Origin of the sequence: Gordonia sp. PvP123, assembly GCF_040547295.1 — a bacterium.
GTDB lineage: Bacteria > Actinomycetota > Actinomycetes > Mycobacteriales > Mycobacteriaceae > Gordonia > Gordonia terrae.
In genome coordinates, this window is the sequence record NZ_JBEPPN010000003.1 from 349,388 (window position 1) to 362,041 (window position 12,654).

General features: G+C 69.6%; 11 protein-coding genes. 4 read left to right on the top strand and 7 right to left on the bottom strand.

Translation table 11 applies throughout. The features are described 5' to 3' along the window. Nucleotides 1-8: 8 nt before the first annotated feature. The 4 genes from ABIC25_RS07000 to ABIC25_RS07015 form a co-directional block, all read right to left on the bottom strand. Entirely contained in the window at nt 9-1,355 is a 1,347-nt protein-coding gene (locus ABIC25_RS07000) for a condensation protein (protein WP_239400025.1), read from the bottom strand. Then, nucleotides 1,352-2,824: an acyltransferase gene (locus ABIC25_RS07005; protein WP_354560606.1), complete on the bottom strand. Its 1,473-nt coding sequence runs from the start codon at nt 2,822-2,824 to the stop codon at nt 1,352-1,354. Before ABIC25_RS07005 ends, ABIC25_RS07000 begins: the two co-directional genes overlap by 4 nt. Continuing rightward, on the bottom strand, nt 2,824-4,332 hold the full coding sequence (locus ABIC25_RS07010; RefSeq protein ID WP_248644722.1) for a condensation domain-containing protein: 1,509 nt from the start codon (nt 4,330-4,332) through the stop codon (nt 2,824-2,826). The genes ABIC25_RS07005 and ABIC25_RS07010 overlap by 1 nt, the downstream gene beginning before the upstream one ends. Nucleotides 4,333-4,417: 85 nt before the next feature. Next, on the bottom strand, nt 4,418-5,377 hold the full coding sequence (locus ABIC25_RS07015; protein WP_248644721.1) for an alpha/beta hydrolase: 960 nt from the start codon (nt 5,375-5,377) through the stop codon (nt 4,418-4,420). A 425-nt stretch (nt 5,378-5,802) separates the two neighbouring features. Between ABIC25_RS07015 and ABIC25_RS07020 the strand changes: the two genes are divergently transcribed. After that, nucleotides 5,803-7,158 carry a hypothetical protein gene (locus ABIC25_RS07020; RefSeq protein WP_354560608.1) on the top strand — a complete coding sequence of 452 codons (1,356 nt, stop codon included), beginning with the start codon at nt 5,803-5,805 and terminating at the stop codon, nt 7,156-7,158. Further along, the gene (locus ABIC25_RS07025; RefSeq protein WP_354560610.1) at nt 7,155-8,387 is read left to right on the top strand and encodes a nucleotide disphospho-sugar-binding domain-containing protein; all 1,233 of its coding nucleotides are present in this window, start codon (nt 7,155-7,157) and stop codon (nt 8,385-8,387) included. Before ABIC25_RS07020 ends, ABIC25_RS07025 begins: the two co-directional genes overlap by 4 nt. On the opposite strand, the gene ispF is transcribed toward ABIC25_RS07025, so the two are convergent. From ispF to ABIC25_RS07040, 3 genes are read right to left on the bottom strand one after another with little or no spacing between them, the layout of a single operon-like run. Further along, nucleotides 8,384-8,851, bottom strand: coding sequence for a 2-C-methyl-D-erythritol 2,4-cyclodiphosphate synthase (ispF, locus tag ABIC25_RS07030; RefSeq protein ID WP_033205341.1), 468 nt, complete (start codon nt 8,849-8,851; stop codon nt 8,384-8,386). The genes ABIC25_RS07025 and ispF overlap by 4 nt on opposite strands. Further along, a complete protein-coding gene (gene ispD / locus ABIC25_RS07035; protein WP_239400037.1) occupies nt 8,851-9,540 on the bottom strand; it encodes a 2-C-methyl-D-erythritol 4-phosphate cytidylyltransferase in 690 nt (229 codons plus the stop codon). The genes ispF and ispD overlap by 1 nt, the downstream gene beginning before the upstream one ends. A gap of 31 nt (nt 9,541-9,571) precedes the next feature. Beyond that, complete coding sequence (locus ABIC25_RS07040; RefSeq protein WP_004020903.1) at nt 9,572-10,060, bottom strand: CarD family transcriptional regulator; 489 nt, start codon at nt 10,058-10,060, stop codon at nt 9,572-9,574. Between the two features lie 435 nt (nt 10,061-10,495). On the opposite strand from ABIC25_RS07040, the gene ABIC25_RS07045 reads away from it, so the two are divergent. Together ABIC25_RS07045 and radA are read left to right on the top strand one after the other, a co-directional pair. Next, nucleotides 10,496-11,179, top strand: coding sequence for a hypothetical protein (locus ABIC25_RS07045; RefSeq protein ID WP_004020904.1), 684 nt, complete (start codon nt 10,496-10,498; stop codon nt 11,177-11,179). Nucleotides 11,180-11,263: 84 nt separating this feature from the next. Next, on the top strand, nt 11,264-12,643 hold the full coding sequence (gene radA, locus ABIC25_RS07050) for a DNA repair protein RadA (RefSeq protein ID WP_239400039.1): 1,380 nt from the start codon (nt 11,264-11,266) through the stop codon (nt 12,641-12,643). Nucleotides 12,644-12,654 lie beyond the last annotated feature (11 nt).

Below are 12,654 nucleotides of genomic sequence, written 5' to 3' on the forward strand. Positions count from 1 at the left end.
CGTACACCTCACGCACGTTCGCCGGAGGCGGCGACCGGCTCGGCCGTCCGCGCGACGACCGCGGCGACCAGCGAGCGCATCTCGTCGAGGATCGTGCCCAGAACGGCCACCGCACGCTCGGTGTGCGGATACCGCACCCGGACGTGGATACCGTCGGAATCCCGCCAGAACCACCACTGCGCGGTGTCGGTCGGCTTGGAACTGGAGACCTGTTCGGCCCGGACCCCGGGATGCGGACCGGGAAGCCGCGTGTAGTCGACGTAGGACATCATGAACACGTCGCTGCGACGTTGGCGAAGCCGATGCCCGAAGGCGGCGTAGACCGGCGTCAGGCCGATCTCGGCCAGCGGCAGGGCCGCGGCAAGCCGTGCGGTGTTGACGGGCAGGGCTTCGAGCAGATCGTCGCCGGCGGTGATCAGCAGCGGGGCGTTGCCGACCGACCAACCGACACACCCGGGTCCGGCGCCGGTGCCGGTGGGCACCACGGTTGCCACCTCGGCGGGTCCGCCGATCGACTTCACCGCCTTGGCCGCGCACGTGAGGATCGCGGGGTACGTCCGCCCGCCGTGCCGATGGACCTCGGAACTGAACGCCCGGGCCGAGTCACCGGGCAGCAGGGTCGTCACCATCGTGCGCATCTCGGCGGCGGCACCCGCCGGTACACCGAGGTCGACGGGGAACTCCGGGACCTGCCAGTCGGTCGCGGCGAGGAACTGTTCCCACTCCCCCAGTCGGGCGTCGTCGGGGGTCACCGCCGCCTCGTGCCCGGCCACCCGACGCAGCGCGTCCAGGCCGGACTCCGCGGGCGCCGGCGCCGCTCCGGCGAGCAGTTCGCAGATCTCCGAGGACAGCAGCGCCATCGACCGCGCGTCGACATAGCAATGGTCGAAGCCGCACACGAGTGTCGTGCTCGACGACCTCCGGACGGCGGCCAGAAAGTGCGGCATCGGCTCGAACGGGTTGCAGGTCGCCGTGATCCGCTCGGCCAGCGCGGCCGCGAACGTCGCGGGTCCGAGTCCGGCATCCGCCTCGTGCGAGCCCTCCGTCATGTCGACGCCGCCATGGCTCAGTCGCTGATAACCGGCGTCGGTCGCGGTGTAGTGGCAGCGCAGGACGTCATGGCGGGCGATGACCGTCGACACGACCGCGCCCAGACGGCCCAGGTCGATCCGCTCGGCGAAGTCGAGCGTGAGCGCGATCCAGCCGGGCTGCCCCTGCGCGATCGAGTCGAGATGGAACCGTTCGTTCTCCGACACGGGCACATTCGCCGGCGCCGCGGATCCCGCCGGTACCGGAAGCCAGCGAACCAGTTCCCCCGGTTCGACCTCCCATGTCTCCGAACTCGAGAGCTTCACCGCACGGTCTCCTCGCTCGCGTAGTCGTTCAGGATGGCGCCGACACGTGCGAGGTGTTCGACGACCGATGCGCGCGCGACCTCGTTGTCGGGGAGATGGCACCGGACGACGAGACCCGCCGGAGTCCGTGTGAACCAGAGGTTCGCATTCCGGGTGGGGCCGACGCCGCTCGAGGTCTGCATCGTCGCCAGTGCCGGGTCGTCGCCGATCGGCAGCCGGGCCAGATCGGTGTAGGACACCATGTACGGGCTGCCGTCGAGGCCGCGGAAGGCGCCCTCGGCGGCGAGGATCGCCAGGACCCCGTGCGCGGGTGCCGAACTCGCGTTCCGAGCGGCGCGAACGCTGTTCCCGGCCGTGCGCACGACATCGTCGAACGTCGCTCGGTCGCCGGCGGGGAGGTCGACCACGATCGGCGCGAAATTGCACAACCAGCCCTGGGTCCACGCGCTCCCGGCGTCGCGGGTGGCCAGCACCGTGGAGACGAAGAAGCGTGACTCCCCGGTGATCTCGCGATGCCGCACGGCCAACGCCGCGTAGAGAAGGCCGGCGAACCCGCCACCGATGGCCGCCAGCCGGGCGTCGCAGCGCGCCAGCGCATCGGGGTCGAGCAGCCACTGTTCTACCGCGACCGCGGGAACCGGGGCGGCGTCATCGGCGAGACCGAGGTCGAGAGGGCACAGCGGTGCGCGACCGTCGTTGTCCGCCAGGGGCTCCCGCCACACGGCCACTCGGTCGTCGTCGGCGGCGAGGGCGGCCGCAGCCGACCGTTCGGCGAGGATCGCAGGTCCGAATGCGCCGGGTGCCGGCAGATCGGCCCCCGCACCGTCCCGGTGCGCCCGGTACAGGGCGGTGATCTCGGTCAGCGCGAGCACCGACGAATATCCGTCGCCGTGCGCGTGATCCGTGGCGGCGAAGAAGGTGAACCCGGCGTCGTCGACCGTCGCCGCCCACCACGAACCCGGAACGAGTTCCGCGCGAGCGCATTCCGCTGCTCGACGGCCCACCCACGACCCGACGTCGGCGTCGTCGACCAGGAGGGATTCGGTGCCGGCGACCTCGACCACGAACTCCCGCGGTGGGCTCACCCAGCGCTCGGGGCCATCGGGTCCCGGCCGGTAGTGGGCGCGGAGCTCCTCGTGCCGACGGACGAACTCGGTGAGCGCCGCGGCCATCGCACCCTCGTCGAGCGGGTCGTCGAATCGCAGTGCGGCGAGCAGGAATCCGGTGTGCATCTCACCGCGTCGCCGCTTGTCGCCCATCGTCGCCAGGTGATCGGACTGCAGGAACGACACCCCGGTACCCCAGCGCTGCGCGGCCCGGCCCACGCGTCCGGCATCGCGCAGTGCCCATTCGACGGTCCGACCGCCGGTGAGATGCCCGCGAAGCGGCACGACCACCGAGCCCGGGGTACCGAACCGGGGCGTGGCGAATCGGGGGGTGGCGAACCCGGGCCGCAGCGCGCCGGTCATCAGCTTCCGAGAACGGCCGTCGACCCTCCGGTGTGCACGCCGGCGGGCACGGACTCGACCGCTCGATAGGTGTACTCGCAGTCACCGTCGGCGACGATCGTCTTGAGGATCGCCTGGAACGTGGAGAGGAACACCTCGACGGCCCCGGCGTTCTCGTCGGCCGGGAATCGTGCGGACACGTTCACGCCGGTCGGGATCCGGTTGATCCAGAAGTAGACCTCGTCGGCGTCGCGCGTCGCGCTGCGCAGCACCCGCGCCTGGCGCGGGGTCCACTCCGCCGCACCCTCGGCGTGCCGGAGATCGATGTACGACACGACGAAACCGGGCGGCGTCACGTCGCCGCCGATCAGTTCGGCCACCGGCGCGAACGGAGCGGCACCCACGGCCTTGTACTGCGCGGAGGTGGCCGCCACCGTCGTCAGGGCGTCGGTGAACCTCGCCGGGCGGCCGGGCCGGACCGCGACCGGGATGATGCCGACGAACCAGCCGACGGCTTCGCCCCACTCGATGGCGTTGCGGGTGTGCACCGGCCCGATGAAGCGAAGATCGGCGCTACCCGACAGGGCGGCGGAGGTCATCGACAGCGCGGTGTAGATCCCGGCCGTCATCGACGACCCGGCCCCCTTGCAGACGGCGTCGAATCGCTTGGTGTCCGCGGCATCGAGCAACCAGTGCGACAGAGTCGCCTGGAATCCGTTCTCCGGCAGTCGCTCCGAGACGATGGTGCGCGGCGAGTCGGACGGGACCTCGAACCGCGGGAAACGCGGGATCGGCTCGGGTTGCACCGCGGTCGGGGTGTCGTCGAAGAAGTCGCGCCACTGGCTGACCGCGGCGTTGTTCGCGTCGATCTGCTCGCCGAGCCTCCGTTCGGCGTCGCTGAAGTCGAGGTAGCTGCCGAAGTCGTTGAGCGCGTGCGGTTCACCCGTCACCTCGGCGGCGTAGAGCGCCGTGAGCTCGCGGATGGCGAACACCTGCGTGTACGCGTCCATCACGGTGTGGTCGGCTGCGAACACCAGCAGGAACCCGCTGTCGTCGCCGGTCGGCTCCACCGTCACGGCGATGCAGTGCGGCCAGCTGAGCGGGGTGACCGTGCGGTTGAAGTAGTCGATGACAAGGTCGGAGACCTCGCCGGCGGGCAGGTCGGCCCCGAAATCCCGCTCGCGCACGGTGATCGCGTCGGCGGCAACGGTGATGCGGGTCAGGTCGCCCTGCGGATGATCCGGCTCGTGGACGCGCACCGAGGTCCGGAATGCCTCATGGCGGCGATACCAGGCGATGATCGTGCGGGACAGTGCTTCCCGATCCAACCGATGTTCGATCCGGAACGCCGTGCCGATCCACTGGCTGTACCACTCCGAACCCTCGCGGACGGCCCGGCGGGCGTGCTCGAGATGCATGTAGGACAGCTGTCGGGAGTCCGTCTGCCATTCCTCGGCGTCGACCTGCGGCTCCCAGGCGGTGACGGTGCCGCCGGGCATCGAATAGTCGGTCAGCTCGGTGTATTCCATTGCAGTCCACCTACCTTCTGTCGTCTACGTGCGCCATCGGCGCGGGTGTTCGGATGTGTTCAGGAGTGTGTGCGGTACGGGGATTTCACAGACCCAGTCCGCGTCGGAGGGTCGGCCAGCTCTCGCGTTGCTGATCGACCCAGTAGGGCCACGAATGCGTGCCGGGGTCGACGTAGCGGATGGTCGCCGGAACGTTCAGCTGATCGAGTCGGGCGTCCAACTGCTGCGTGCACCAGAGGGAGCCGACTTCGATGGCGCCGCCGATGACCTGGCGGTCGGTCGGATTCTCGTTGCCCGGATAACCCGGCGCGTCGTACCGGCCGGCACGGCCCGTTCCGGTGGAGACGTAGACCGTCGACGCGCGCAGGTTGGCCGCCTTGGCGACGACGTCGTGCTCGGCCCAGGCCGGATCGCCCGGCGGGCCCCACATGTTGTCGGCGTTGCCGCCGAAGGCTGCCACGATCCCCCGGGGGTAGGCCTGACCGGCCGGACCCGTGGTCGTGAAGCAGCCGCTGTAGGCCGCCACCGCGTCGTAGAAGCCCGGGTTGCGGACCGCGAGTACAAGCGCGGCGCCGGCACCCATGGACAGACCGGCGATCCCGCGGACACCGTTGCCGTCGAAGCGCTCGTCGATCAGGGACGGCAGTTCCCGCGTGAGAAATGTCTCCCACTTGTAGCGCCCGAGCGTCGGGTCGTCGCGTTGCCAGTCGGTGTAGAAGCTGCCGTCACCCGCGATGGGCATGACGACGTTGACGTTCTTGTCGGCGTAGAACCCGGCCACGTCGGTCTTGAGTGTCCAGATGCTGTTGTTCGGGTCCTCTTCGTTGAGACCGCCGAGCAGATAGAGCGACGGGCGCGGCCCGGTTCCGGTGCGCGGTGTCACGACCTGCACCTTGATCGTCTTGTCCATCGCGGCGGAGTACACGTCGAGAAGATGCGTGTGGGGACCATCGGGGACGGACCGCTCGATCACGGGGCGTTCCGGCGCTGCTGTCGCCGGGGCGGCGGCGACGAGCGAACCGGCGACACCGAGCGCCGCCGTCATGGCTGCGACAGTGAAGAAGGTGCGCTGTGTTCCGCGGCGATGAGGTGTTCGGCGGGAAATACCCGTCATGTCGTCGCGTCCTCCGAGTTCTGCGGGAAAGTCATCTTCTGACAAGGCTTTCGGGGCTGACAGACGTCGTGGCAGCACCCCGGCGGGTCTCACGATGGTCACGACAGTAACCGGATCGAACCCGAATTGATAGTTCGGCAAGCTAATCGTGTACTAGCAAACCGCTCCTCAACGATCGCGAGTCAAGTGACGCAGTGCGACCTGTGGTAAGAAGCCTGCGGCGTCCGGGGCGCTGTCGACACCCGTCGCCTGGCCTAGGGTTGGCTTACCTTAGCATGGCCCGGACGCCGGGACCGACCTCGACCGACGCCGACGTGCATCACCAACGGCGTGCATCCATCAACAGCAGGGCAGACATGAACTTCGCATCGCTGGTCCGCCACGACGAACAGTCGTCGCCGGGACCCGTCGTCGACCGGCTGACGGCCGATGACGACCTCTTCGTCCGGATGGATGTCGTCCTCGGCCTTCCCGTCGTGAATCAGACACTGTGGCGGTTTCCGGGCTCCGTCGATGTCGACACCATCACCGCGCTGGGCCAGAAGCTGCGATACGGACGCCTGAGCCGGCTGGTCACACGACATCGGGGGCCCGGCCGCGCGTATTGGCGCTACACCCCGGAAGCCGGTGCGGTCGAGGTGCAGGACGACCCGGTACCCGCAGGCGACGAAGAGGCATGGGGCCGGACCCAGGCCGACGCGCCGCTCGACTTCGAGAAGGGGCCGGCCTGGCGGCTCGTCGTCGCACGGGCCGCCGCCGACGACTCCGTGCTGGTCTCGCTGATCATCTCCCATGTCATCGCCGACGGCGGGACCGGCGCGGTGGCGGTCATCGAGGCCATCCACGGCCTCGACTATGTCCCCGGTGCCGAACCCGGCCTGGTCTCCGACGTCCGGGATGCCGCCGATCTGCTGTGGACCGCCGGCCGGACCGCGGTGCGGATCTGGCGCGCGAGTCGCTCCGCCCCGCCGGCGTCGCCGGTACGCGTGACCGGTCGGCCGGCACCCGGGACCGACGTCTCCGACGCCGAGACCGCACCGAACGTCACGGTCCTGATCTCGCAGGCGGACTACACCGCGGCGGCCAAGACGCGCGGCGGCACCGACAACAGCCTGTTCGCCGCCCTCATGGTCGGCGTCCTGGAACGCAGCGGCCGCGTGTCGCCCGGTGACGTCGTCCCGGTGTCGCTGCCCGTCTCCTCCCGGACGCTCGATGACCGGCGCGCGAATGCCAGCTCGGGCGCAACGGCTTTCGTCGAGGTGGACCCGCAACGCTACGACGACCTCACCGCGGTGCGCACCGCCTGCAAGGACGCCTACGGACGACTGGCCGCGAACTCGGGCGCCGTTGCGCAACGGGCCGTCGTGCTGCAGGCGCTGAGCAAGCCGATCACACGACGCCTCGCATCGAACGTGACCACGCCGCTGTGTCTGGCGTCGAACGTCGGCCAGGCACCCGACGAGTTCGCGACCCTCGGCACCGGAACGCCCGGGGCACTGTCGATCCGGGCGATCACGGCCACCGGTGACCCGGCACGGCTGCGGGATCGCAAGGGCGGCATCAGCGGGTGGCTCGCGGTCAACGACGACCATGTGATGTTCAGCGTCAGCTCTCTCGACCCGGTCCGCATTCCCGACACCGCATCCCTGCGGACCCTCGTCACCGACGAGCTCGCCGCCTGGGGAATCTCCGGAAAGTCCTGGGGCGCATGAGGTTCGCATTTGCGGTGCACGGCAGCCGCGGGGACATCCAGCCGGCCATCGCCCTCGGTGCCCAACTCACCCGACGCGGACACGAGGTACGGCTCGCTGTGCCGGAGGACCTGGTCACCATGACCGCTGCCTCGGGTCTGCCGACGCAGGTCCTCGCCCCCTCCACCGCTGAACTCCTGGCCAGTCCCCTGGTGAAAGAGCGTCTGAAGTCGAAGAATCCGCGCGTGCGCCTGCGGGCACTCGGCGAAGTCGCCGAACACGGACGCGCGACATCCGAGCGGGTGATGGCCGAACTCGCCGACGCCTCGGATCTGCTGGTCACCGCTCCACTCGCCCAGGACCGCGGCGAGGCCATCGCCCAGAGTCGGGGCATCCCGTTCGTGCCGTTGCACTACTGTCCGTTGCGCCCCAACGGAAGTCTCGACGTCCGCTATCGCCACCATCCCCGGCCCGTCTCCCGGGCCATGTGGTCTCTCGCCGATCGCACGTACTGGCTGACGGTGCGCGGCGCCGACCGGCGACTCCGCGGCCAGCTCGGCCTGCCGGCGGTGAAAGGCCCTCTCGGGCGCCGACTTCGAGCGCGCGGTGTGCCGGAGATCCAGGCCTACGACACCGCGTTCTTCCCGGGTCTCGCCGAGGAGTGGGGTGCACAGCGCCCGCTGGTCGGATTCCTGTTGCCCGACACCGCGACCCGTCGCGCGATGTCGGCCGGCACCGACGCCACGGGGTCCGCACTGGACTGGATCGCCGACGGCGAGCCGCCTGTCTACGTCGGTTTCGGCAGCATGAAGATCACCGACGAGCAGATCGCCGGCATCGTGACGAGCCTCCTCGGTCGCGGCCTCCGCGTGATCGGGCACACCGAACACGCACTGCCACAGGACGATCGACTTCTGCACGTCGCCGGACCCGTCGACCACGAAGTCCTGCTGCCGCGATGCCGCGGCGCGGTCCATCACGGTGGTGCGGGCACCACCGCGGCTGCGACCCGGGCGGGAATCCCATCGGTCATCGCCTGGCTGAGTGCCGACCAGCCGATCTGGGCGGCCGCCCTGCGCAGAGCGAACGCCGGAGCGGGCAATCGTCTCGCCCGATTCGGTCCGGACGATCTCGACCCGCTCACCGATCCCGCGATCGCGGCAGGCGCCGCGCGGCTGGCCCAACGCCTGACCCCGCCGGCCGCGGCGGTCGACCGGGCCTGCGACATCCTGCTGGCCGCAGCAGGTTAGCCCGCGGCGTCCAGCAGGGCGGTCGCCACCGCGGCGATCCCCTCGCCGCGGCCGGTCATGCCCAGCCCGTCGGTGGTCGTCGCCGACACCGAGACCGGTCCGCCGAGCGCGTCGGAGAGCACCTGTTGCGCCTCGGCGCGGCGCGGCCCGATCTTGGGTCGGTTGCCCACGACCTGGACGGCCGCGTTCACGACGCGCAGTCCCTCCGCCTCGACGAGCGTTCGCACATGGGTGAGCATCTGCACGCCCGAGACACCCTCCCACTCCGGACGACCGGTCCCGAACACCGAACCCACGTCGCCGAGACCCGCGGCCGAGAGCACCGCGTCGCACAGCGCGTGCGCACCGACATCACCGTCGGAGTGCCCTTCGCACCCGGGTTCGTCGGGAAAATTCAGGCCGACCATCCAGCACTGGGCGGACGGGTCGACGCGGTGGGCGTCGGTTCCGATGCCGACCCGCATCATCGACCCACCACATCTCGCACGATGCGCAGGTCCCAGGGTGTGGTGATCTTCATGGCAAGTGGGTCTCCGGGGACGAGGTGGACGTCGATTCCGATTCTCTCGGCGAGACCGGCGTCGTCGGTGGCGAGACCGAAGGCATCGGCATGAGCTCGCAGGAGAGTGTCGCGGGTGAATCCTTGCGGCGTCTGGACGGCGCGCAACTCGTCGCGGTCGACGGTTCGGGTCACGCGCTCGAGGCCGCCCGGGACCGACACGACCTGTTTGAGGGTATCGACGACGGGAATCGCGGGGACGACAGCCGGATGCCCGGAGCGAACCGCGTCCACCACGTCGACGAAGACACGTGCGGGAGTGAGCGGCCGGGCGGCGTCGTGCACGAGCAGGATGCCGGCGTCACCGGCTGCGGCGATCCCGGCACGCACCGACTCGGACCGATGAGCGCCACCGGCGACGACGCGGACACCGGGAAGCAGCATGCGAGCCCGCTCGATGAGGTCGGCGGGCACCACGACCACGACCGATGCCCCCAACGCCGCGGGGATGTTCTCGACGCACCGTTCGATGATCGTGCGGCCACATAGATCGACGAAGGCCTTGGGTACCGGCTCGCCGAGCCGGGTCCCCGACCCGGCGGCCGGGATGATCACGCACACGTCAGCGCCGGATCGGTCCGGCGTGGGGGTCACTGAGAGTTCCAGTACCAGATGCGACCGGCGATCAGGAAGCGGCGGCGAGGACCTCGTCCAGCATGCTGGTGGCTTTCTCGTCGTCGGTGTTCTGGGCGAGCGACAGCTCGTCGACCAGAACGCGACGGGCGCGGGTCAGCATCCGCTTCTCGCCGGCCGACAGGCCACGATCCTGCTCGCGACGCCAGAGGTCGCGGACGATCTCGGCGACCTTGATGATGTCGCCCGAGATCAGCTTCTCCTGGTTCGCCTTGAACCGACGAGCCCAGTTGGTCGGCTCCTCGGTGTGCGGGGCCCGCAGAACCTGGAAGACCTGGTCGAGACCCTCCTGGCCGACCACATCACGAACACCCACGTACTCGAGCTTCGTCGAGGGAATCTGAACGGTCATGTCACCGTCGGCAACCTTGAGAACAAGGTATTCGATCTGCTCACCCTTGATGGTCCGGGTCACGATGTCTTCGACCCGAGCAGCACCGTGATGGGGGTAAACGACGGTGTCGCCAACTTTGAAATTCAATGTTCCTTGCCCCTTTCGAGTAGAGCCAGTCTAGCACGGGCGTTCCGAGGCACCCACCCAACGGTGCAGGTCAACGCGGTGAACGCGTTTCATGACAGGCTCTTTCGAGGTCGCGAGGGGTGCGCGGTGAGGGTTGGCTACCTCACCGGAGGCCCCGACGGACGACTTTCGCGGCAGGCCGTCGGCGACGCGTCGGCACCACTTGCCCGGGCCCCCGTTGGACCGCCCGGCCACCCCCGGGGCGGCGTCGCCGGACCGTCCCGGACACGCGTGCGCCGAAGCAATCGGGTACCCGGCCGGACTTTTCCGCACCACGCCCACTACGCTGCGTAGTGCAGGGTTTCGCGCGCTGCATGTCGGCTTCGTTTGACCTGGGAGGATCGGGTGTCAGTGCTTTCACTTTCCGCGCGGCGGTCGGCGGTTCGGCCATCTCGCATGGTGACCGCGGTTGCCGCGATCGGCATCGCCGTCGCCCTGGGTGTCACCGGGTGCGGCGCGGGTCAGATCTCGCAGACCGCCAATCAGCTGCCGGCGGTGAACGGCGCGAACGTCAACCTCGACGAGCTGCAGCTCCGCGACGTGCAGGTCCTGTACCCCGAGAACGACGCGTCCACGGTCTTCGGTGACGGCGGGCCGTTCGAACTCGCCTTCGTGATCGCCAATGCCGATCCCCTGGTCTACTACCGCCTCAAGGAGATCAAGCCCGAAGAGGGCCAGGTCACCTTCATCGAGGGCGCCGAGGCCGACGACCGCATCATCCCGCCCAACGGGGCGCTCCGCGGTGGCACTCCGGTCGGGGCCAATCCCGAGTTCGAGAAGCGCCTGAGCGTGAAGCTGGACAACACCGGCGACACGGTCGCAGCCGGTCTGACCACCGAGCTGACGTTCGTCTTCGAGAAGCGCGAGGCCGACGGCAGCTGGGTCGATGCCGGACAGACCACCGTCGACACCCCGGTCGACGGCGGCGCAGAGCTCGAACGCCAGGATGTGGCGCGCAACGCCGAGCCGACGTTCTACAACCAGCACCACGGCGACGAGGGCCACGCCGAAGAGGGCTCCGGCGCAGGCACCGGCGAACACGGCGCCGACGGTGAGGGCCACGGCGAAGGCGGCCACTAGAACCCCATGATCTGTTCGACGAACGAGGCCCGGCACACGCCGGGCCTCGTTCGTCTTGTCGGTGGCTCCACCTAGGCTGACCGGGTGGCCAAACCCAAGTCCTCCTTCCGCTGCACCGGTTGCGGCCATCAGGTCCCCAAATGGGTGGGCCGATGCCCCGAGTGCGGGGAGTGGGGCACGATCGGCGAGGTCACGGGCGTCCCGACCTCGTCACGGTCGACGGCTGCGGTCGCACCGTCGAGCCCGGCGCTGCGCATCACCGAGGTCGACGCCGAAGCGTCGGCTGCGGTACCGACCGGCATCGGCGAGCTCGACCGGGTCCTCGGCCGCGGTGTCGTGCCGGGCTCGGTCATCCTGCTGGCCGGTGAGCCCGGCGTCGGCAAGTCCACGCTGCTGCTCGAGGCCGTCAAACACTGGGCCGGACAGGGCCGTACCGCGCTCTACATCACCGGTGAGGAGTCGGCCGGGCAGGTCCGCATGCGGGCCGAGCGCACCGGTGCGGTTCACCAGAATGTCTATTTGGCGGCGGAGACCGATCTCGCGACCATCCTCGGCCACGTCGACTCGGTGGCCCCCTCGCTCATGATCGTCGACTCGGTGCAGACACTCGTCGCATCGGGGGCCGACGGCGTCACCGGCGGGGTCACCCAGATCCGCGCCGTCACCACCGCCCTGGTCTCGCTGGCCAAGAATCGCGGGGTCGCGGTCATCCTGGTCGGTCACGTCACCAAGGAGGGCGCGGTGGCCGGGCCGCGGTCGCTCGAGCACCTCGTGGACGTCGTACTCGCCTTCGAGGGTGACCGGCATTCGACGCTGCGTATGGTCCGCGGCGTCAAGAACCGTTTCGGCGCAGCCGACGAGGTGGGGTGTTTCGAACAGCGCGACGACGGCATCCACCAGGTGCCCGACCCGTCGGGAATCTTTCTGCACCAGCGCGATTCAGACGTGAGCGGAAGCGCCACCCTGGTGACGATGGATGGCAAGCGTGCCCTTGTCGGCGAGGTCCAGGCGCTGGCGAACGGGACCGAGATGAACATCCCGCGGCGCGCAGTGTCCGGCCTGGACATGAATCGGGTCTCGATGGTCCTGGCCGTCCTGCAGGCACGCGGGGGCCTGAAGCAGATCGCGAAGAGCGAGGTCTACCTGTCCACCGTCGGCGGGATGCGGGTGACCGAGCCGGCCGCCGATCTCGCCATCGCTCTCGCCGTGTACTCGACGGTGAAGAATCAGCCCATCCCGCAGTCGACGGTCGTCATCGGCGAGGTCGGGCTCGGCGGCGAGGTCCGACGCGTCTCGGCGGTCGCCCGCCGGCTCGCCGAGGCGAAGCGACTCGGCTTCCGGGAGGCGATCATTCCGGCCGCCACGGACGAGGAACTGCCGAAAGGCATTCGGATCCTGCGCGTCGCGAACATCGGTGACGCCGTCGGCCTCCGCGCGGCCGACCCGGTGGACGCGCCCTTCTGACGGTGAGCCGG

Coding starts and splice junctions, on each gene's coding strand:
- ABIC25_RS07005 (WP_354560606.1), bottom strand. CDS start 2,824: ATGACCGGCGCGCTGCGGCCCGGGTTCGCCACCCCCCGATTCGCCACG.
- ABIC25_RS07010 (WP_248644722.1), bottom strand. CDS start 4,332: ATGGAATACACCGAGCTGACCGACTATTCGATGCCCGGCGGCACCGTC.
- ABIC25_RS07015 (WP_248644721.1), bottom strand. CDS start 5,377: ATGACGGCGGCGCTCGGTGTCGCCGGTTCGCTCGTCGCCGCCGCCCCG.
- ABIC25_RS07020 (WP_354560608.1), top strand. CDS start 5,803: ATGAACTTCGCATCGCTGGTCCGCCACGACGAACAGTCGTCGCCGGGA.
- ABIC25_RS07025 (WP_354560610.1), top strand. CDS start 7,155: ATGAGGTTCGCATTTGCGGTGCACGGCAGCCGCGGGGACATCCAGCCG.
- ispF (WP_033205341.1), bottom strand. CDS start 8,851: ATGCGGGTCGGCATCGGAACCGACGCCCACCGCGTCGACCCGTCCGCC.
- ABIC25_RS07045 (WP_004020904.1), top strand. CDS start 10,496: ATGGTGACCGCGGTTGCCGCGATCGGCATCGCCGTCGCCCTGGGTGTC.